Here is a 20,679-nt window from a genome sequence, read left to right on the forward strand (position 1 = left end):
ATATGGTGTCCCCTGCAGCCGGTTCGATCACCCAGCCAGGGTGGCCGAGGCAAGAGGGAACCCGGTGGAAATCCGGGACTGCCCCGCAGCGGTGAGTGGGAACGACCGCCGTCAGACGCACTGGGCCAAGGGCCCGGGAAGCGACGGCCAGTAGGCGACGAGCACCATGCCCACGAGTCCGAAGACCTGCCGGCCGCGGCCGTACACGATCACGCGTGTGCGGCGGCTCCGAGGCCGCGCGGGACGGTCGAAGGCACTGGGCGCGAGGGCTGTGCGGTCCCGTGCCGGAGCCTCCTGCGCGTGTTCTCGGCACATGAGCGAGTTCACGAGGGGAGAGCGCAGTGACGGTCACCGGGGACACGACCACCGAGCTGAGCGGTGAGGTGCCCGCGCCGAGGCGGGTCCAGATGCAGGTGCGCAAGCGCAACGGCACGACCGAGCCGGTCGACGTCAACAAGATCGTCCGGGCGGTGGGCCGCTGGGCGGACGATCTGACCGACATCGACCCGATGCGGGTGGCCACCAAGACGATCAGCGGCCTGTACGACGGCGCCACCACCGCCGAGCTGGACCGGCTGTCGATCCAGACCGCCGCCGAGATGATCGGTGAGGAGCCGCAGTACTCCCGCCTGGCCGCGCGGCTGCTGTCCGGCTACATCGACAAGGAGGTACGCGGCCAGGGCGTGGCCTCCTTCAGCCAGTCCATCCGGCTCGGGCACGCGGAAGGGCTCATCGGCGACGAGACCGCCGAGTTCGTCGCCACCAACGCCCGCAAACTCGACGACGCCGTCGACCTCGCCGGTGACCTGCGGTTCGAGTACTTCGGGCTGCGTACGGTCTACGACCGCTACCTGCTGCGGCACCCGTCCACCCGGCTGGTGGTGGAGACGCCGCAGTACTGGCTGCTGCGCGTGGCGTGCGGGCTGGCCGAGACGCCGGCCGAGGCGATCGGGTTCTACCGGCTGATGTCGTCGCTGGCCTACCTGCCGAGCTCGCCGACGCTGTTCAACTCCGGCACGCGGCACACGCAGATGTCGTCGTGCTACCTCGTCGACTCGCCCCGTGACGAGATCGGCTCCATCTACGAGCGCTACGCGCAGGTGGCGCAGCTGTCGAAGTTCGCGGGCGGGATCGGCATCGCCTGGTCGCGGATCCGCTCCAGGGGCGCGCTGATCCGCGGCACCAACGGGCACTCCAACGGCATCGTGCCTTGGCTGCGCACCCTCGACGCGTCCGTGGCCGCCGTCAACCAGGGTGGCCGGCGCAAGGGCGCCGCCTGCGTCTATCTGGAGCCGTGGCACCCGGACGTCGAGGAGTTCCTGGAGCTGCGCGACAACACCGGCGAGGACGCCCGCCGCACCCACAACCTCAACCTGGCCAACTGGATCCCCGACGAGTTCATGCGGCGGGTCGAGGCCGACGGCGTGTGGTCGTTGTTCGACCCCGACGAGCTCCCGGAGCTGCCCGACCTGTGGGGCGAGGCGTTCGACGAGGCGTACCGCGCGGCCGAGCAGGCCGGGCGCTACACCCGCCAGGTCAAGGCCCGTGACCTCTACGCCAAGATGATGCGCACCCTCGCGCAGACCGGCAACGGCTGGATGACCTTCAAGGACGCCGCCAACCGGCTGTGCAACCAGGCGGCCGAGCCCGGCAACGTGGTGCACCTGTCCAACCTGTGCACCGAGATCATCGAGGTGTCCAGCGACGCCGAGACCGCGGTCTGCAACCTCGGCTCCGTCAACCTCGCCGCCCACGTCACGGAGGACGGCGTCGACTGGGAGCGGCTGCGCGCCACCGTACGCACCGCGGTCACGTTCCTGGACCGGGTGATCGACATCAACTACTACCCGAGCGAGCAGGCGGCGGCCAGCAACCCGCGCTGGCGGCCGGTCGGGCTGGGCGTGATGGGGCTGCAGGACGTGTTCTTCGCGCTGCGGCTGCCGTTCGACTCGCCCGAGGCCAAGGAGCTGTCCACCCGCCTGGCCGAGGAGATCTACCTGTCGGCGCTGGAGACCTCCGCCGGCCTGGCCGAGCGGTTCGGCGCCCACCCCGCCTACGACCAGACGTGGGCGGCGCGCGGCAGGCTGCAGCACGACCTGTGGGGCGTCACCGGCACCCAGGCCGAGCGCTGGGACGCCGTACGCGAACGCATCGCCGCCTCCGGCCTGCGCAACTCGTTGCTGATCGCCATCGCGCCCACCGCCACCATCGCCTCGATCGTCGGCGCGTACGAGTGCATCGAGCCGCAGGTGTCCAACCTCTTCAAGCGCGAGACGCTCAGCGGCGAGTTCCTGCAGATCAACAACGCGCTGGTGGCCGAGCTCAAGTCGCGCGGCCTGTGGACCGAGCGCGTCAGGACGGCCATCAGGCAGGCGGAGGGCTCGGTGCAGGGCATCGCCGAGCTCCCGGAGGACGTGCGCCGGTTGTTCCGCACCGCGTGGGAGCTGCCGCAGCGCGCGCTGATCGACCTGGCCGCGGCGCGCTCGCCGTACGTCGACCAGAGCCAGTCGCTCAACCTGTTCATGAGCGCCCCGACGATCGACAAGCTCTCCTCGATGTACCTGTACGCCTGGAAGTCCGGCCTGAAGACCACCTACTACCTGCGCTCGCGACCGGCCACCCGCATCCAGCAGGCCACCGTCCCCGTCGCCGCGAACCAAGCGAACAACGCGAACAAGTCCGACGAGGCACTCGCCTGCTCGCTGGAGAACCCCGAGTCCTGCGAAGCCTGCCAGTGACCTCTCGTGAGGAGAAACCCCCGATGCTGCTCGACCCCGGCATGAGCCTGACCCTGCGCCCCATGCGCTACCCGCTGTTCTTCGACCGCTACCGCGACGCGATCAAGAACACGTGGACCGTGGAGGAGGTGGACCTGCACTCCGACCTGAAGGACCTGAGCAAGCTGTCGCCGGCCGAACGCCACCTCGTCAGCCGCCTGGTCGCCTTCTTCGCCACCGGCGACACGATCGTCGCCAACAACCTGGTGCTCAACCTCTACCAGCACATCAACGCCCCCGAGGCGCGGCTCTACCTGAGCAGGCAGCTGTTCGAGGAGGCCGTGCACGTCCAGTTCTACCTGAACCTGCTCGACACGTACGTGCCCGACGAGCAGGAGCGTTTCGAGGCGTTCGCCGCCGTGGAGAACATCCCCTCCATCCGGCGCAAGGCCGAGTTCTGCTTCCGCTGGATCGACTCCATCGACAACCTCCAGCGGCTGGAGACCCGCGACGACCGGCGCGCCTTCCTGCTCAACCTGATCTGCTTCGCCGCCTGCATCGAGGGGCTGTTCTTCTACGGCGCCTTCGCCTACGTCTACTTCCTGCGCTCGCGCGGCCTGCTGAACGGGCTGGCGTCGGGCACCAACTGGGTCTTCCGCGACGAGTCCATGCACATGGCCTTCGCCTTCGACGTGGTCGGTGTCGTACGCGAGGAGGAGCCGGACCTCTTCGACGAGGACATGGCCACCCAGGTCAGGGAGATGCTGGCCGAGGCGGTGGAGTGCGAGGCCCAGTTCGCCGAGGACCTGCTCGGACAGGGCGTGCCGGGCATGTCGATCGCGGACATGCGCTCCTACCTGGAGCACGTGGCCGACCGGCGGCTGGCCCAGCTCGGCATCGAGCCGCTGTACGGGTCGAAGAACCCGTTCGCGTTCATGGAGCTGCAGGACGTGCAGGAGTTGTCGAACTTCTTCGAGCGGCGCGTCTCGGCGTACCAGGTGGGCGTGACCGGCTCGGTCAGCTTCGACGCCGACTTCTGACGGCCCGAGGGGAGCCCCGGGCCTCTCGGGCCCGGGGTCATGCCGCGCTGAGGGGGGCACCGGAACACCAGCCCCCTCGCCGGGCGCCTGCCAAAGGGCGCGGAGGCCACCCGCGGGTCAGCCGGGCTCGGAGGGCACGACCTCGTAGGGGATGCCCTGGTCGCGCAGTTCCTGGAGCGTCCGCTCGGGCGCGGCGTCGTCGGTGAGCACGAGATCCCAGGCCGGCAGGGGTGCGACCCGGTGCAGGGCGACGCGGTCGAGCTTGGTGTGGTCGACCATGAGGACGCTGCGCCGGGCGGCGCGCATCATGGCCTGTTTGACCAGGACGACCTCCTGCTCCTGGTGGTAGGTGAAGCCGCCGGACACGGCGGAGATCGAGGCGAAGAGCAGATCGACGCGCAGGGCGTCGATCGCCTCAAGGCACGGTACGCCGAGGAACGACTCGTGGGGCCGGTACCACTCGCCGCCCAGCGCGATGAGGCGGATGTTGGGCAGGTCGCGCAGCACGTTGATGGCGCCCATGAAGTTCGTGACGACCGTGAGCGGGATGTCGTCGTCGAGCAGCCGGGCGAGTTCCAGGGTGGTGGTCGAGCCGTCGATCATGATGGCCATGCCGGGCTCGACCAGCTCGCGGGCCCGCCGCGCGAGTGCGCGTTTCTCGCGCACGGCGCTGCGCATCCGGTAGGCGACGTTGGACTCGAAGATGCTCGACGGCTGGACGCTGACTCCGCCGCGATGTTTGCGCACGATGCGCTGGCGTTCCAGTTCGTCCAGGTCGCGGTGGATGGTCATGGTGCTGACGGCGAAGCGCTCAGCGAGGTCCACGGCCGTGGCCGAGCCCTGCTGCAGCACGTATTCAGCGATGTCGGCCTGGCGCTGAGCACGCTTGCTCCCCGGCCCGTGCTTGGTTTCGGACATCGCTCTCCTGCGATCAGCTACTGACGGAACGAGCATAGGCACACCTCTGGCGCCGGAGGTCATCACAGAACGAATGTGTTTATAACACGTTCATCTCAGCGTAGTCGAGGGTGCCCAAGGTCAGGACCTGGCACGTTGAGGATTCCCTATGAGGAAGGCTGTGACAAACCAGCCTTGATCGCCACAGAACCATTGCGAAGTTCACAACCAGATTGTTAGATGTAGCACGAACGCAACATCTCTGCGGGCGGCCCGGAGCGGTCGCTCGCCACCCTCTCAGGAGGACACCATGCCCCCCGGCAGAATCCTGCGTGGCATCTCCGTAGCCGTCTCCGCCGTCATGGTCACCTCGGTGACCGCCTGCGGCGGAGAGGGCGACGGGTTCAGCGGCCAGACCGTCACGTTCTGGCACTCGATGGCCGGCAAGAACGGCGAGGCGGTCGCCAAACTGGTGGCCGACTACAACGGCAGGAACACCGGCAAGATCCGGGTCCAGGCCATCTACCAGGGAAAGTACAACGACGCGCTGACCAAGCTGCGTGCCTCCATCCAGTCCAGGCAGACCCCGAACCTGGTCCAGGTCTTCGAGATCGGCACCAAGCTGATGGTCGACACCAAAGCCGTCGTGCCGTTCGCCGACCTCGCGCAGGCCGGCGGCTTCTCCCTCGACGACCTGGAGCCGGGCATCGCCCGCTACTACACGGTGGGCGGGAAGCTGCAGTCGCTGCCCTTCAACGCCTCCGCCCCGCTGCTGTTCTACAACAAGGACGCCTTCAAGGAGGCCGGGCTCGACCCGGACAAGCCTCCCACCACGCTCGCCGAGATGGCCAAGGCCGCCAAGAAGCTCACGGTCAAGTCGGGCGACTCCGTCAGCCGGTACGGCTTCGTCGCCTCCATCGACGGCTGGCTCGTCGAGCAGCTCCTGGCCAACGCCGGGGTGGAGTACTGCGACGCGGGCAACGGACGGGCGGGCGCGGCCACCGCCGTCAACTGGAACACCCCGACCCTCAAGGGCATCGTCGACTTCTGGTCCACCTCCGTGAAGGACGGCGTGGCGCTCAACGTCGGCCGCAACAACACCGACGCCTCCGCCGCGTTCCAGGCGGGGCGGGCCGCGATGCTCCCGTTCACCTCCGCGAACCTGCGCGACATCATCGGCGGCGCCAAGTTCGAGGTCGGGGTGGCGAACTACGTACGGCCCGACGACGCCGAGCAGGGCAAGGGCGGCGTCTTCAACGGCGGCGGCTCGATCTGGACCCTCGCCGGCCATCCCAAGGAGCAGCAGGACGCCGCCTTCGACTTCCTGAAGTACCTCGCCTCCCCTGAGGCCCAGGCCACCTGGTCCACCAGCACCGGCTACATCGCGGTCAACGCCAAGGCTCAGGACACCGCCACCTACCAGGAGGTGCTGAAGACCTACCCCGACTTCGCCAAGCCCGCCGAGGAACTGCGCGCCGCCGCCGACGTCCCCGCGGCCCAGGGCTGCCTCATGGGCGCGATGCCGCAGGCCAGGGACAAGATGAACGACATCGTGGAGAGCGTCATCCTCGGCCGCGCCACGCCGGAGACCGCCATCGCCGACGCCGAGACGGCGATGACGCCGGCGATCCAGTCCTACAACAAGTCCGTCGGACAGTGACGAGGAGCTCCCTTGCCGATCCTGATTGGCCACCGCGGCGCGCCCCTGCGGCTGCTGGAGAACACCGTCGACTCCCTGAGGCTGGCGCGCGAGCTGGGCGCCGACGCGGTGGAGTTCGACGTGCGCGCCAGCCGCGACGGGCACCCGGTGCTGCTGCACGACCGTACGCTCGAACGCTTCTGGGGACACCCGTCGCCCGTGGGTGAGCTGACCGTGGCGGAGCTGCGCGAGCTGCGCTGCGCCGAGCACCCCACCGCCCGGATCGCCACGCTGGAGGAGGTCGCCGAGAAGGTGGACCTGCGCCTGGTCGTCGACGGCAAGGACCCCGCCCTGGTCCCCGCCATCGTGGAGATCCTGCGCCGCCACGGCGCGCTCGGTCGTTCCTGCTTCATCGGCGCCCCCGACGTGCTCGGCGTCGTCAGGGACGCGCTGCCCGACGCGGAGATCATCCTGTCCTGGTCGGGTACGGAGCCGCCCGGCCGCGACCTGCTCGACCGGCTGCGCCCCAGCACGATCAACCTGCCGTGGAAGGGCTTTCCCGAATCCGTGTGCCAGGCCGCGCTGGAGGGCGGCTACCGGGTGTGGACGTACTCGGTCGACACCCGCGCGGACGCCGAGCGGGCGAGGTCGCTCGGCGTCGAGGGCCTCATCAGCAACGACCTGCCGGGCATCGCATGACCGCCCCGCTGGAGGAGTGGCACGACCTGGCCGTCGGGCTCGCCGCCTGGGCCACCGAGGTGATCGCGAACGGGCGTCCCGATCCCGCCACCTCCGAGACGAAGGTCAACGCCGGTGACTGGGTGACCTCGTTCGACCGGGAGGTCGAACAGCACGTCCGCGCCGAGCTCCGGCGTCTGCTGCCCGGCCATCGCGTGGTCGGCGAGGAGTACGGCGCCGACGCCGACGCCGGGGACGCCGCGGTGACCTGGTACCTCGACCCGATCGACGGCACCACGAACTTCGTGCACGGCGTCCCCTGGGTGGCCTTCAGCCTGGCCGCCTGCGACGAGCGGGGCGCGGCGGTGGGCGTGGTCGCCGACGTGTACCGCGGCGAGATCTTCAGCGCCGTGCGCGGCGGCGGCGCCCGGCTGGACGGCCGGCCGGTGCGCTGCGCCCAGGACGCGGCCGTCACCGGAGGCGTGCTGCTCACCGAGTGGTCCCGGCAGGACGCCTGGCCCGGCATGTACGACTACCTCTCGCGCATCTCCGCGACCTGCGGATCCACCCGGATCATGGGGTCGTGCGCGCTCGCTCTGGCCACCGTCGGCGGCGGCCGGGCGGCGGGCGTGGTGCTGCCCGGCCACTACAACGCGTGGGACGTGGCGGCCGGGGTGCTGATCGCCAGGGAGTCCGGCGCGCTGATCTACGACCGCGAGGGCCCGCACGACGGCGTGCCGCTGCACGGCGTGCTGGCCGCCCCGCCCGGCTCGGCCGAGGAGCTGTGGCGGACGTGGGTGGGAGAGCCATGAGCACGGCCTCCCTGCCCCGCGGGCGGTACCGGCGCAAGGACGTCGTCGTGGCGGTGTGCTTCCTGGCGCCCGCCACCGCGGTGTTCGTGATGTTCGGCTTCTACCCGCTGGTCAGGACCGTCTGGCTGAGCGTGGCCGCGAGCGACATCTTCGGCAACGTCACCGGATTCGTCGGCCTGGACAGGTATGCGGACTTCTTCGCCGACCCGGCGCTGCGGCGGGTGCTGCTCGTCACGCTCGCCTTCGTCCTCGCGACCGTCCTGCCCACGCTGCTGATCGGGCTGTTCCTGGCGCTCGTGCTGCAGGCCAGGGTGCCGGGCATCGGCTTCTTCCGCACCCTGATGGCCACCCCGTTCGCCTTCTCCGCCGCCGCGGCGGCGGTGGTCTTCGACATCTTCTACAGCCCCAGCGTCGGACTGTTCAACGGCCTGCTCGACCTGGCCGGCCTGCCGGTGGCCCAGTGGCTGACCGATCCGGCGACGGCGCTGCCGAGCCTGGCCCTGGTGTCGGTCTGGCGCGACCTCGGGTACGCCATGCTCGTCTTCTCCGCCGGGCTGCAGGCCATCCCCGAGTCGCTGTTCGAGGCGGCGCGCACCGACGGGGCGGGACGCTGGACCCTGCTGCGGCGCATCGTGCTGCCGCTGCTCAGCCCGACGATGTTCTTCCTGCTGGTGGTCTCCACGATCAGCTCGCTGCAGACGTTCGGTGAGATCAACATCCTCACCGGCGGCGGCCCCGACGGCGCGACCACGACCCTGGTCTACGGGCTCTACCAGTCGGCGTTCGCCTTCGGCGCCAGCGACTACGGCCTCGCGTCCGTCCAGGCCGTGGTGCTGCTCGTCCTCGTCATGGTGATCACGATCATCCAGTTCCGGTTTCTGCAACGGAAGGTGTTCTACGGATGAGGAAGGCAGCCACCCTCGCCGGGCTGACCGCGCTGCTCGCGGTCGTCATCTTCCCGCTCTACTACACGGTCGCGGGCTCGCTGATGACACAGGAGGACCTCACCAGGTTCCCGCCCGCGCTGTTCCCGAGCGGGCTGAACTGGGACAACTTCGCCGGCGTGCTGCGGGCGGTGCCGCTGGCCAGGCAGTACCTGAACAGCATCGTCGTCTCGCTCTGCGTGGTGGCGGGCATCCTCGTGACGTCCGTGCTGGCAGGGTACGCGTTCACGTTCCTGGAGTTCCCGTTCCGGCGGTTCGCGTTCGGGTTGTTCCTGTCCACCATGATGATCCCCGCCGAGGCGTCGATCATCCCGAACTACCTGACGATGGCCGACTGGGGGCTGGTCAACACCTTCCCCGCGCTCATCCTGCCGTTCCTGGCCAGCGGATTCGGCACGTTCATGATGCGGCAGTTCTTCATGACCTTCCCCCGCGAGGTGTACGAGGCGGCCAAGGTCGAGGGCTGCGGGCACCTGCGTTTCCTGTGGTCCATCCTGGTGCCGCTGTCCCGGCCGGCGCTCGGCACGCTGGCGGTCTACTCCTTCATCGGCACCTACAACCACTACTTCTGGCCGCTGCTGGTCACCAACACTCCGTCCATGCAGACCCTGCAGATCGGGCTGGCCCAGCTCAACTCGGTCGAGGAACGGGCGCCGAACCTCATCCTGGCCGGGGTGGTCATGGCCATCATCCCGATGCTGGTCATGATCTACGCCTTCCAGCGGCACATCGTCCGCGGACTGACCACAGGAGCGGTGAAATGAGCACGCTGCTGCCGGGCGAGCCGCTCGGCGCGGGAACCGACGGGACGTACCGGCGCCTGACGGCCGGGCCCGGCGAGGCGCACGGGCGCCGCTCGGACTTCACACCGCCGCTCGCCCCCGGCCGGGGCGGCGGCCGGGTCGTGGCCACGCTCGCCCATCTGACCGACCTGCACGTGGTCGATCCCGGATCGCCGGCCCGCCTCGACTTCGCGATGCGCTCAGGAGCCGACCGGCCGGAATGGGGCGGCGCGGTCGACTGGGTGTTCCGCCCGCAGGAACTGCTCACCCCGTACGCGGTCAGATCCATGGTCGCGACCCTGGCCGGGCTGCCGATCGACGTCTGCGTGGTGACCGGCGACAACATCGACAACGCCCAGACGAACGAGCTGGACGCCTACCTGGCGCTGCTCGACGGCGGCGAGGTACGGCTGGCGCCCGCCTACCACGGCCCGCAGCGCCAGGACTGGGACGACGACTGGTACTGGCGGCCCGACCCGGGCGACGACCGTTACAAGCGGAGATGGGGTTTCCCCACCCATCCGGGACTGCTCGACCTGGCCGCCGCCCCGTTCGCCGCCGCCCCGCTCGGCCACCCGTGGCTCGGCTGCCTGGGCAACCACGACCTCCTCGTCGGTGGCTCCAGCCCGGGTCAGGCGTCCCTGGGCGGCCTGGTGACGGGTGACCGCAAACCCGTCGGGCTGCCCGATGACGTCCCGGCCGGTCTCGACACGCTGCTGTCCGGCCCGGCCGCGCTGTTCTCCGGGCGTTCGCGTCCCGTCCCGGCCGTGCCGGAGCGCGCCTTCGCGAGCCGTACGGAACTGATCAGGCGGCATCTCGGCCACGGGTTCACCGAGGAGAACCTGCGCGAGGGCACCGGCTACCACGTCCACGACCCCGTGCCGGGGCTGCGGGTGATCACGCTGGACACCAACCACGCGCTCGGCCACTGGGACGGCAGCATGGACCAGCGGCAGCTCGCCTGGCTGGAGGACCGGCTCACCGAGGCGACGGGGCCGGACGGCCCGCTGGTGGTGCTGGCCTCGCACCACGCGACCGCCTCGCTGAACAACCGCTACGGCGTCTGCGCCGACCGGGAGGCCGACCGCGCGTACGCGGCCGAGGTGCTGAGCACGGCCCTGCGCTGCCCGAACGTCGTGCTCTGGCTCAACGGGCACCACCACGCCAACCGGATCACCGCCCACTTCAGGGCCGGCGGCGGCGGGCTGTACGAGGTGACCACGGCCTCCATCACGGACTGGCCCAGCCAGGCCCGCCTCATCGAGATCGCGATCGAGGCGACCGGCGAGATCCGGCTGACCAGCACCATGATCGACCATGCGGCCCCGGCCGGCGTCTCCGGCGACCTGGCCGACCCCGCCCAGCTCGCCGCCCTGCACCGGGAACTGGCGTACAACGACGGCGTACGCGCCGGGCGGCGCGGCGCCGAAGGCTCCCTGGCGGACCGCAACGTCCACATGTATCTCCCCTGGCTCTGACCCGCTCTGGCACCCTCTCGTCTGGAGAACGACATGCAGCCCTTAGACCGTCGCCACCTGCTTCGCGCCGCCATCGTCGGCGGCACCGCCTCCGCCGCCGCGATGGCGACCGCGGCCACCGCGGCGGCGTCCCCCACGCCGAGCGAGACCCCCTCCCAGGAGTCCCCATCGCCGACCCTCACGGTCGCCGCCGACCCCCTGGTGGTGAACGTCCGCGACCACGGCGCCACGGGTGACGGCGCGACCGACGACACCGCCGCCATCCAGGCCGCGCTCAACGCCGGCAAGGGCAGGACCGTCTATCTGCCGCCCGGCACGTACCTGGTCTCGAACATGCTCAGCGTCTTCTCCAGGACGACCGTCCTCGCGACCCCGGCCACGGTCGTCAAGCGCACAGCGGGACCGGCCCTGCTCGGCAACGGCGTCCTGGGCGATTTCACCGCCACCAAATGGGACGGCGAGTCCGACATCGTCATCCAGGGCGGCGTGTGGGACGTCAACGCGGGCGCCGTGAGCGCCAGCGCCGTCGGCTTCGGGCTCAGCCACGGCACCAACATCCGCGTCCACGACCTGACCATCCGGGACGTGCAGCGCCACCACGCGATCGAGTTGTGCGGCGTCAAGTCGGTGCGGATCTCCAACTGCCGTTTCCTGGGCTTCTCCGACCCGGACGGCAACCGCGGCTACTCCGAGGCCATCCAGATGGACTACGCCGGAGGCCCCAGCCACTTCGGCCTGTTCGGCGCACCCGACTTCTACGGCTGCCAGGACATCGAGGTCAGCGGGTGCTACTGCGGCCCGTCGCAGACCCTCCCGTCCTTCCCCCGGCTGGCCGGCTCGCACGGAGGCCCGAACGGGCACCAGCACACCGGGCTGCGCGTGGTCGGCAACTACGCCGAGGGCTGCACCGAGTGGGCCATCCGCGTCTACGACTGGCTGGACGCGCTGATCGAGGGCAACCAGATCGTCAACGGCGGCGGCGGCATCCAGATCGGCCCCGCCGGAGTGCAGCCCAGCGCCAACATCATCGTCCGCGGCAACAGCCTGCGCGGGCTGAAGGGGGTCCAGGAGGCCGCCGGCCGCCCGGCGGACGCCGCGATCTGCGTCGGCAGGCTCAACGAGGCGCGTACCAGCCGGCTGATCATCGAGGGCAACATCGTGCAGGACGTCAAGATGGAGGGCATCGCGGTCTTCCGCACCGACCACGCCGTCGTGTCCGGCAACCACACCGCCCGCACCAGCGGTGTCGGCATCCGGATCAACAACTCGCCGCGCACGGTCGTCTCCGGCAACACCATCGAGCAGCCCGGGAAGGAAGGCATCGTCGCCCACCTGGGCAGCAACGGCAGCGTGATCACCGGCAACATCGTCAAGGACTCCGGCGCGTACGGCATCGGGATCACCGACCAGATCTCCGACGTGGCGGTGCGGGACAACACCGTGCTCGGCGCGGGCACCACGGCGGGCACCGTCGCGGGCCTGCGGGTCAGCAACAACGCCAACCGTACGAGCCTGGTCGGCAACACCGTACGGCGGCGGGGCAGCGGGAACGAGGCCGCCTACGGCCTGTCCATCACCGCCGCCTGCACCGGCACCTGGTACACCGGCAACGACCTGCGCGACTCCGGGGCGACCGGCCCGGTCAGCGACAGCGGCGCCGGCTCCCAGACCAGCCCGGGAGGGCCCTCCTGACGGCGCTGATCGCGACGGCGTTGTTCGCCCTGTTCACCGGCTACAACGACGCGGGAGCGGTGATCGGCCTCGGGGTGCGGGTACGCGGCCTGCGGCCGATCACCGCCCTGCTCCTGCTGGTGCTGGCGGTGCTGGCGGCGCCGCTGGTCGTGGGCACGGCGGTGGCCGCCACGCTCAGCACGCGACTGGTGTCGTTCGAGGGCGACCAGGCGCCGCTGCTGGCCGGGATCGCGGCGGCCGTCCTGGTCACCGTGGTCCTGGCCACCTGCCGCCTGCCCACGAGCCTGACGCTCGCGCTCATCGGCGGCGTCTCGGGGGCTGGCCTGGGGGCGGGGGCCTCGGTCGACTGGTCCCTGGTGGCGGCGGTGCTGGCAGCCGCCGCGGTCGCGCCGTTCGCGGGGGCGCTCACCGCCCGCGCGGTCATGTGGCTGCTCGGGGTGCTGCCGGCGCGGAAGGGGGCGGGGGAGCGGCTGCGCCGCATGCATCTGGCGGCCTTCGTGGCGACCTGCGTGGCGTACGGCGCGAACGACGGCCAGAAGCTCCTGGCCGTGTACGCCGCCGTCCAGGCGGTGTCCCCGGCCCGGGCCGCCACGTCCGTCCCGGCGCTGGCCCTGCTGGCGGGCTGCTTCCTGGCCGGGGCGGTGCTGGGCCTGCGCAGGCTCGCGGCCAGCATCGGCGGCGGGCTCGCCGCGGCCGACACCCGCGCGATCGTCGTCACCGAGACGTCCGGCGCGGCCGTGGTGCTCGGCACGGCCCTGCTCGGCGCCCCCGTCAGCATGACCCAGTCCCTGTCCGGCGCCATGATCGGCACCGGCCTGGCCCGTGGAACGAGGAGAGTGAGATGGCGAGCGGTACTTCACCTGGGAGCGGCCTGGTTGCTCACACTGCCCCTGGCTCTGGCCTGCGGCGCGGCAGCCGGGGCGGTGGCAGGCGCGGTGGCGCCGTGAGGTCCCTGCTCCGCGACCTGACCGGGCGGACCGACCGGGTCCTCACCGGGCAGATCATCACGCAGCTCGGCGCGGCCGCGACCGGCGTCTGGCTGGCCACGGCCTCGGCCGCGGGCGAGCTCGACCCGGCCACCGCCCGCGCGCGGATGGCCGAGGTGGAACACGAGGGGGACGAGGCCCGCGCGGCGCTGGTCGGCCAGATGCGCCGCAGCCTCACCTCGCCCATCGACCGCGAGGACCTCTTCCGCTTCTCCCGCGCCATCGACGACGTCCTCGACGCGGTACGGGACTTCGTCAGGGAGCTGCACCTGTTCGCCGCGCCGCCCGACCCGTCGTACGCGGGCCCGCTCCGGGCCCTGGCTGCCGGCATCGAGCAGCTCACCGAGGCGGCCCGGCTGCTGCCCGGCCGCCCACGCGCCGCCGCCGAGGCCGCGAGAGGCGCCAAGAAGCCCGGGGTGCGGGTCGCCTACCAGCTCGCGCTGGCCGAGGTCCTGGCCGCCCCGCTCACCCCGGACACCATCAAGGTCACGCTGCTGCTGACCCGCCTGGACGCGGCGGGAACCAGCCTCGCCGCGGCCGTGGACACCCTCGCCGACGGCGTGATCAAGCGCTACCAGTGAGGACCGCGCAGCGTCCTCCCAGGAGCGTCGTGGGCTGGACAGCGTCACCTCCGCCGAGTATCTTCTCCGGGTCCCGCCCGACCTGCCCGAGACCGGGACCGCACCCGTATCCGCATCCGAGGAAGCCGCTTCGTGACCGACGTCGTCCCGCTGCGCAGGAACGCGCGCTTCCAGCTGCTGTGGATCGGCAGCGCGGTCTCCGAGCTGGGGTCGGAGCTCACCAGGCTCGCCATGCCGCTGCTGGTGCTGGCGCTCACCGGTTCGCCCGGCCTGGCGGGCGTCGTCGCCGGAGCCCGCACCGTCGCTTCGCTCGTCGTCCAGATGCCGGCCGGCGTCTGGGTCGACCGGTGGGACCGCCGCCGCACGCTCGTCACCGCTCAGGGCCTTCAGGCGGTCGTCTCCGCGCTGCTGACGGCGCTCGTCGTCTCCGGTGACGTACAGGTCTGGCAGTTCGTCGCGCTGGCGGTGCTGGACGGGCTGTGCGCCGCGTTCATCGTTCCCGTCCAGGACACGGCGATCCGCGGCGTCGTACCCCCGAGCCAGCTGCACAGCGCCTACGCGCAGGAGGAGGCCCGCACCCACGCGGCCGGGCTGATCGGCCCTCCGCTCGGTGGCCTGCTGTACGGCCTGGGGCGGGCGGTGCCCTTCGTCGTCGACACCGTCACGTTCCTCGCCGCGACGCTCTTCTACGCCCTCGCGAAGGTGCCGCGCCGCCCGGCGGACGAGCAACGGGACGTCGGCGAGGAGCGGCGGCCGATCCGGCGTGGCATGCGCAGGGAGGTGGCCGAGGCCGTCGCGTGGCTGTTGCGCCGGCCTGGCCTGCGGGAGGTGACCGCGGCGGTGATGGTGCTCAACCTGCTGGGCGGAGCGTTCCTGATCCCGCTGATCGTGCTCGTCGGCGAACGCGGCGGTGACGCGCGCGTCACCGGCACGGTCCTGGCCGGTCTGGGTGTCGGCGGACTGGCCGGCGCGCTGCTGTCGGGCCGCGTCAGCAGGCTCCTGCCTCCCGGCAAGCTGCTGGTCGCCGTCGTGGCGGTCTTCGGCGCCGCGCTGGCGGCCACGGCGCTGCCCTGGGGGGCGTGGTGGCCGATGATCCCGCTGGTGTTCATCACGTTGTCGACGCCCGCGCTGAACGTGGTGCTGAACGTGGTGATCGCGCGCATGGTGCCGGAGGCGATGCTCGGCCGGATGGGTGCGGTGCTGAACATGGGCGGGACGGCGCTCAAGCCCCTCGGGCCGGTGCTCGGCGGGGCGATGGCCGCGGCGCTGGGCGGCGCGGCGGCGCTCGTCGTGCTGGGCGGGCTGCTCGGCCTGACCGCCGCCGTGGCCGCGCTCAGCCCGCACTTGCGCCGTTTCACCGGAGAACCCGCCGCGGCATCGCCGGCGTGACGGCGGGGCTCACCCGCCTGCGGCGGGACCGTGGACGATCTGTTCCAGACAGTCGCGGGCCGCGGCGTACGCGGCCAGGTCGAAGCCGTCGAGGGCGTCGGCGTCGGGAGGGCCGTTCTGTTCCTCCAGGACGTAGCCGACGGTGAAGCGCAGCACCGTCAGCACGACCAGGCGCGCCTGCCGCAGAGGGATGCCCCGCCCGACGACTGTGGCCATCGCCAGTTCGGAGAAGGCGGCCATCTTGAGTGACAGCTGGGAGGCCGAGATGATCCGGGCTCCGTCGGGGTGGGCCAGCAACGCGCGCCGCAGCCGCCCGGCCAGGCCGATCAGCCACTCCTGCCAGCGCTCCTCCGGCGCGGGCGCGGTCAGCTCGGGGAACTGCTGCTCAAGGATCGCCTCGGCGATGGCGGTGACCAGCGCCGCCTTGTTCGGGATGTGCCAGTAGAGGGTCGGCGACTGGACGCCGAGCCGGGCGGCCAGTTTGCGCGTGGTCACGCCGTCGAGGCCCTCGGCGGCGCCGGGCCGCGTACGCTGCTGCGTGAACGCGGCCCGGCCGGCCGGTCGCCGTCAGCGCGCGGCGGGCTCCGGGACCCGTGCCGGCGGAGCCTGGTGGTGGCGTTCCAGCTTGGCGCCCTCGACGTCCACGTCGGGCAGGATCCGGTCGAGCCGGCGCGGCAGCCACCACGCCTTGTCGCCCGCCAGATGCATGACCGCCGGGATGATCAGCATGCGTACGACGAACGCGTCGACGAGCACGCCGAAGGCCAGGGCGAAGCCGACCGGCCGGATCATCGTCATGTGGGAGAACATGAACCCGCCGAAGACCGAGATCATGATGACCGCGGCGGCGGTGACGACGGCCCTGCCCGCCCGTACGCCCTCGGTGACCGCCTGCCGGGCGGGAGCGCCGTGCGCGTACGCCTCGCGCATCCCCGAGGTGAGGAAGAGCTGGTAGTCCATGGCGAGCCCGAACAGGATGCCCACCAGCAGGGTCGGCAGGAAGTTGAGGATCGGCGCGGGGTCGGTGACGCCGAAGAGGCCGCCGAGCCAGCCCCACTGGTAGACGGCCGTGACGCCGCCGAGCGCCGCGAACAGCGACAGGACGAAGCCGCCGGTGGCGATGAGGGGCACCAGGATCGAGCGGAACACGACGATCAGGATCAGCAGCGACAGGCCGACGACGAGGGCGAGGTAGGCCGGCAGGGCGTCGGCGAGCTTCTCGGAGATGTCGAGGTTGGCGCTGGCGCTGCCCGCGACGGACAGGGACACCTCGCCTGAGCCGAGCTCAAGGCTGCGGCCACGCAGGTAGTGGACGAGGTCCTCGGTGGACTCCGACGTCGGCCCGCCCGCCGGGACGACCTGGAAGACCAGGACGGTGCCCTGGTCGTTGGCGCCGATGGGGGCGACCGCGGTCACGCCGTCGACGTCCATGAGCTGCTTGCCGAGGCCGGCCTGGGCCGCCGTGAGCTCGTCGCCGGTCACCCCGTGGCCGAGGTCGGCGACGACGACCAGGGGCCCGTTGGAGCCGGCACCGAACTTCTCGGTGATGGCGGTGTAGGCGCGGTACTGCGTAGAGTCGGCGGCCTCGGACGCGCCCGTGGGCAGGCCGAGCCGCATCGAGGCGGCGGGCAGCGCGAGGAGGGCCAGTGCGCCCACGCCGACCACGATCCGCAGGACGGCGCCGCCGATGGTCATCGGCCGCACGCCCCCGGATGTTGCCTGGGGTGTGGCCCGCGCGGCGGCCTTCCTGTCGCGCCGGGGGAGCAGCCGGTGCCCGAGCAGGCCGAGCAGTGCCGGGGTCATGGTCACGGTGAGGAGCACCGCGACGGCGATGGCGACGGCGCCGACGGTCCCCATCAGCGCGAGGAACGGGATGCCCGTGACGTTGAGCGCCAGCAGCGCGATGAGCACGGTGCTGCCCGCGAAGATCACGGCGTTGCCGCTGGTGCCGTTGGCCAGCCCGATGGACTCCGCCACGGCCATGCCCGCCTTCAGCTGGCGGCGGTGGCGGTGCAGGATGAACAGCGCGTAGTCGATGCCGACGGCCAGGCCGAGCATGGCGCCCAGGATGGGCGTCACCGACGTCATCTCGATGCTGCCCGACAGGGCCATGGCGCCCGCGACGGCCACGCCCACGCCGAGGAGCGCGTTGAGGATCGGCAGCCCGGCGGCCACGAGGGTGCCCGTCATGATGACGAGCACGATGGCCGCGACGACGAGGCCGACCGCCTCGCCGACGCCGCCGAGCTGGATCTCGCCCTGCGCGATCTCGGCGGAGTAGTCGGCGGTGACGCCGCGGGGGAGCGCGGCGTCGAAGGTCGCGGTGACGGCTTCCTTGGTCTCCGGGGTGATCTCCTGCTGCGGCAGGTCGAAGACGACGGTGGCGGTCGCGGTCGAGCCGTCGGAGGAGACCGTACGGATGCCCTGCGCGATGGTCAGCAGGTCGCGTCCGGTGAGCAGCTGCCGCTCGGACGTCTCCAGGGTCGCGCGCTGCTTGTCGAGCTGGGCCTGCTGCTTGTCGAGCTGGGCGAGGGTCGCCTTGAGCCGGGTGAGTGTGGCCTTGAGCCGCGGGTTCGAGCCGGCCTGCCGGAGGGCCGTCTCGGCTTGCTCGATGCCCGCTTCGGTCTGTGAGCGGGCCTGGTCGAGCTGCTTCTGGCCCTGGCCGAGCCGGTCGCGGCCGTCTTCGACCTGCGCCAGGCCATCGGTGATCTTCTTCGCCTGCTCCGCGCGTGTCGCGGTGGAGACGAACGGGTCGGCCACCTGGTCCACGCCGTCGAGGTCGGCGACCTTGCGCAGCGCGGCGCTGACGCCCTCGCGCTGGGCGGTCGTGAGCTCCTCACCGTTGCCCGAACGGATGACGACCTGCCCGGTGCCGCCGCTGGCCACGGGCAGCTCGGTCTTGAGCCGGTCGGTCACCTGGGCCGTCGGCGTGCCGGGGATGGTCATCGTCGAGCTCATGGTCCCGCCGAAGGCCAGGAAGGCTCCGACGGCCAGGGCGAGCACGACGACCCAGGCGGTGATCACCCACCAGGCCCGCCGGGCGGTGAACCGGCCCAGCCGGTAGAGCAGTTCGGCCATCGAGCACTCACTTTCCGCTTCTCACGTGGGGTTCGAGCAACCGGATAAGGGCTATCCGATTCCGCAAGTCTAGTGAGAAGCGGATAGCCCTCATCCGCTTCATCGGAGGTGCGTGCTGTGACGTTGATCCCATGAGGCCGGCCGGGTGCTGGAGCGCGCTGTGGCGGAGCTGGTGCAGGATCCAGCCTTGCCGGTGTGGGTCGCCGCGCGGCGGGTGGGTTTGCGGCGCTCCAGTCGCCGGGCCGGGGGTCAGGGTCGCGATGGGATATGCCGGGCCGGTCACAGCGGTCAGCCGGGCGAGGGTTTCGGCGTAACCGGCTCTGGCGGCGCGCTCCCGCCTTCCGAGTGTCAGGCCACAGCTCGCTCCGATCGGTTCAGTCGTTCCTGCCTGGCCTGAAATTCTGCCGTCGCCCGCGGACACGTAGGAAGTGAAAGCCCGCAGCGTTCGGAAGGTCTGACGAGGATGACGCGTGAGTGAACAAGACGACCGGTCCCGGTTCGAGGCGGTGTACCGGAGAACCTATGAGCAAATCCTCGGATACGCCGTGCGGCGGTGTTCCTCTCCCGAGGACGCCGCCGACGTTGTGGCCGAGACCTATGTGATCGCCTGGAAGCGAATAGCCGAGCTCCCCGGCGGCGAGGCCGGCAGGCTCTGGCTGTACGGCGTCGCCCGCCGGGTCCTGGCCAACCACCGCCGAAGCGAGCGGCGCAGGCTCACCCGGCACACCGAACTCACCGACGAGATCGAACACCTCTACGCCGCCCGCTCCCACCACAGTGAGCAGCACGGCGTGGACGAGGCCATGGACGTGCTCGCCGACAGCGATCGTGAACTGCTGGCCCTGAACCTCTGGGAGGGGCTCGACCCCGGCGAGATCGCCACAGTGCTGGACTGCTCCCGTAACGCCGCCAGTATCCGCCTGCACCGGGCCCGCAAACGCTTCGCCAAGGCCCTGGAGAAGACCCGCCCATCGGCCGCTGGTTTCGCATCACGGCCGCTCATCGAGAAGGAGTCAGGGTGAACAACGACCAGATCTTCAAGGACCGGGCGCGAGTGCTGGATGAGGACCTGGCCGGCCGGGCGTCCACCGCGGGGGCGGACGCGCTGCTGGCGGAGATCGTCTCGCTGGAACGCGCTCCCGCCCGGCGACGGCTCTTGCCGTCGCCTCGTCGCGCCCTGCTGGGCATGGCTGCGGTCGCCGTTCTGGCGGGAGCCATTGTCGTCGGCCCGTCCCTGTTCGGGGCCTCCGAGCAGGTGTACGCCAGCCAGGCGGTGACGATCGACCGCGTCGGCGACGAGTACGCCTTCTACTTCACCGAAGGCAATCCTGATCCCGCCGAATTGAAGAAGGCCTTCCACCAGGTCGGCCTGGACAACCTCACGGTGTCGCTGGTCCCCGTTCCGCCGCGAATGCCGGCAGGCTCCGTCTTCGGATTCGAGAAGTCCGACCCCGACGCAAGAGCAACGTTCGCCGGGGACAGCTGCCCTGAGCGGGTCGAAGACTGCATCACGGCCTTCCGTGTCACCGCGGACATCAAGGGGCCCGCGAAGGTCAGCCTGGGCCGCCCGGCGAAGCCCGGGGAGAAGTACGCCTTCCCCGCCGACGCCAGTTGGCCGGGCGAGGCGCTGGCCGGGGTGAACCTACAGGGACGCTCGGCGGCCCAGGCGGCAGACGTCGTGCGCGAGCACCATCTGAAGGTGGCCTACGTGCTCGACTGGCGGCTGCCGAACGACGAAAAGGACACGCGTTTCGAGAAGGATGTGCCCGCTTCCCGTATCGATCCCGACTGGCAGGTGGCGAGGGCGGAATCGTACAACGACGGCGTCATCGTCCTGCACGTGGTGCCGGGCCCGGCTGCGACCCCGCCGCCCGGATTCTGACTGACCCTGTGTGATCGATACGCACGCGCGGACATGACGTCCTCCCGGAGTGGAGGCTGAGCCAGAGCAGGTGGGTAGTCGTTC

The 20,679-nt window shown here is 71.0% G+C and carries 17 protein-coding genes, 1 pseudogene and 1 riboswitch; of the genes and pseudogenes, 14 read left to right on the forward strand and 4 right to left on the reverse strand.

Annotation, left to right across the window (positions count from 1 at the left end; genetic code table 11):
• Positions 1-2: 2 nt before the first annotated feature.
• Positions 3-208, forward strand: a riboswitch (cobalamin riboswitch).
• Positions 209-341: 133 nt separating this feature from the next.
• Positions 342-2,738, forward strand: a complete 2,397-nt coding sequence (locus BMW85_RS42300; protein WP_245775386.1) for a ribonucleoside-diphosphate reductase subunit alpha — start codon at positions 342-344, stop codon at positions 2,736-2,738.
• 23 nt (positions 2,739-2,761) lie between these two features.
• On the forward strand, positions 2,762-3,757 hold the full coding sequence (locus BMW85_RS42305; protein WP_091092982.1) for a ribonucleotide-diphosphate reductase subunit beta: 996 nt from the start codon (positions 2,762-2,764) through the stop codon (positions 3,755-3,757).
• 117 nt (positions 3,758-3,874) lie between these two features.
• On the opposite strand, the gene BMW85_RS42310 is transcribed toward BMW85_RS42305, so the two are convergent.
• Positions 3,875-4,675: a DeoR/GlpR family DNA-binding transcription regulator gene (locus BMW85_RS42310; protein ID WP_091092984.1), complete on the reverse strand. Its 801-nt coding sequence runs from the start codon at positions 4,673-4,675 to the stop codon at positions 3,875-3,877.
• 289 nt (positions 4,676-4,964) lie between these two features.
• Here BMW85_RS42310 and BMW85_RS42315 point away from each other — a divergent pair, with 289 nt between their 5' ends.
• The 10 genes from BMW85_RS42315 to BMW85_RS42360 all read left to right on the forward strand — a co-directional run bounded on the left by BMW85_RS42315 (position 4,965) and on the right by BMW85_RS42360 (position 15,635).
• A complete protein-coding gene (locus BMW85_RS42315; protein WP_091092986.1) occupies positions 4,965-6,314 on the forward strand; it encodes an ABC transporter substrate-binding protein in 1,350 nt (449 codons plus the stop codon).
• Between the two features lie 12 nt (positions 6,315-6,326).
• Positions 6,327-6,992, forward strand: coding sequence for a glycerophosphodiester phosphodiesterase (locus BMW85_RS42320; RefSeq protein ID WP_091092988.1), 666 nt, complete (start codon positions 6,327-6,329; stop codon positions 6,990-6,992).
• Positions 6,989-7,783 carry an inositol monophosphatase family protein gene (locus BMW85_RS42325; RefSeq protein ID WP_091092990.1) on the forward strand — a complete coding sequence of 265 codons (795 nt, stop codon included), beginning with the start codon at positions 6,989-6,991 and terminating at the stop codon, positions 7,781-7,783. The genes BMW85_RS42320 and BMW85_RS42325 overlap by 4 nt, the downstream gene beginning before the upstream one ends.
• A complete protein-coding gene (locus BMW85_RS42330; protein WP_091092992.1) occupies positions 7,780-8,688 on the forward strand; it encodes a carbohydrate ABC transporter permease in 909 nt (302 codons plus the stop codon). The genes BMW85_RS42325 and BMW85_RS42330 overlap by 4 nt, the downstream gene beginning before the upstream one ends.
• Complete coding sequence (locus BMW85_RS42335; protein WP_091092993.1) at positions 8,685-9,491, forward strand: carbohydrate ABC transporter permease; 807 nt, start codon at positions 8,685-8,687, stop codon at positions 9,489-9,491. The genes BMW85_RS42330 and BMW85_RS42335 overlap by 4 nt, the downstream gene beginning before the upstream one ends.
• On the forward strand, positions 9,488-10,987 hold the full coding sequence (locus BMW85_RS42340; RefSeq protein WP_091092995.1) for a metallophosphoesterase family protein: 1,500 nt from the start codon (positions 9,488-9,490) through the stop codon (positions 10,985-10,987). Before BMW85_RS42335 ends, BMW85_RS42340 begins: the two co-directional genes overlap by 4 nt.
• A gap of 33 nt (positions 10,988-11,020) precedes the next feature.
• Positions 11,021-12,679: a right-handed parallel beta-helix repeat-containing protein gene (locus BMW85_RS42345; RefSeq protein ID WP_091092996.1), complete on the forward strand. Its 1,659-nt coding sequence runs from the start codon at positions 11,021-11,023 to the stop codon at positions 12,677-12,679.
• A gap of 20 nt (positions 12,680-12,699) precedes the next feature.
• The gene (locus BMW85_RS42350) at positions 12,700-13,626 is read left to right on the forward strand and encodes an inorganic phosphate transporter (protein WP_177241157.1); all 927 of its coding nucleotides are present in this window, start codon (positions 12,700-12,702) and stop codon (positions 13,624-13,626) included.
• Positions 13,623-14,246 carry a DUF47 domain-containing protein gene (locus tag BMW85_RS42355; RefSeq protein ID WP_177241158.1) on the forward strand — a complete coding sequence of 208 codons (624 nt, stop codon included), beginning with the start codon at positions 13,623-13,625 and terminating at the stop codon, positions 14,244-14,246. Before BMW85_RS42350 ends, BMW85_RS42355 begins: the two co-directional genes overlap by 4 nt.
• A 132-nt stretch (positions 14,247-14,378) precedes the next feature.
• Complete coding sequence (locus BMW85_RS42360; protein WP_245775387.1) at positions 14,379-15,635, forward strand: MFS transporter; 1,257 nt, start codon at positions 14,379-14,381, stop codon at positions 15,633-15,635.
• Between the two features lie 9 nt (positions 15,636-15,644).
• On the opposite strand, the gene BMW85_RS42365 is transcribed toward BMW85_RS42360, so the two are convergent.
• From BMW85_RS42365 to BMW85_RS42370, 3 genes and pseudogenes are all read right to left on the reverse strand, one after another.
• Complete coding sequence (locus BMW85_RS42365) at positions 15,645-16,070, reverse strand: TetR/AcrR family transcriptional regulator C-terminal domain-containing protein (protein WP_281249688.1); 426 nt, start codon at positions 16,068-16,070, stop codon at positions 15,645-15,647.
• A pseudogene (locus BMW85_RS52190) lies at positions 16,050-16,136 on the reverse strand (TetR family transcriptional regulator); the annotation flags it as partial. The pseudogene BMW85_RS52190 and the gene BMW85_RS42365, both read right to left, overlap by 21 nt.
• 66 nt (positions 16,137-16,202) lie before the next feature.
• The gene (locus BMW85_RS42370) at positions 16,203-18,713 is read right to left on the reverse strand and encodes an MMPL family transporter (protein ID WP_091093003.1); all 2,511 of its coding nucleotides are present in this window, start codon (positions 18,711-18,713) and stop codon (positions 16,203-16,205) included.
• Between the two features lie 470 nt (positions 18,714-19,183).
• On the opposite strand from BMW85_RS42370, the gene BMW85_RS42375 reads away from it, so the two are divergent.
• Positions 19,184-19,735, forward strand: coding sequence for an RNA polymerase sigma factor (locus tag BMW85_RS42375; protein ID WP_091093004.1), 552 nt, complete (start codon positions 19,184-19,186; stop codon positions 19,733-19,735).
• Positions 19,732-20,595: a hypothetical protein gene (locus tag BMW85_RS42380; RefSeq protein WP_091093006.1), complete on the forward strand. Its 864-nt coding sequence runs from the start codon at positions 19,732-19,734 to the stop codon at positions 20,593-20,595. Before BMW85_RS42375 ends, BMW85_RS42380 begins: the two co-directional genes overlap by 4 nt.
• The last annotated feature ends 84 nt before the right edge of the window (positions 20,596-20,679 follow it).

The organism is Nonomuraea wenchangensis, from assembly GCF_900111685.1.
Classification (GTDB): domain Bacteria; phylum Actinomycetota; class Actinomycetes; order Streptosporangiales; family Streptosporangiaceae; genus Nonomuraea; species Nonomuraea wenchangensis.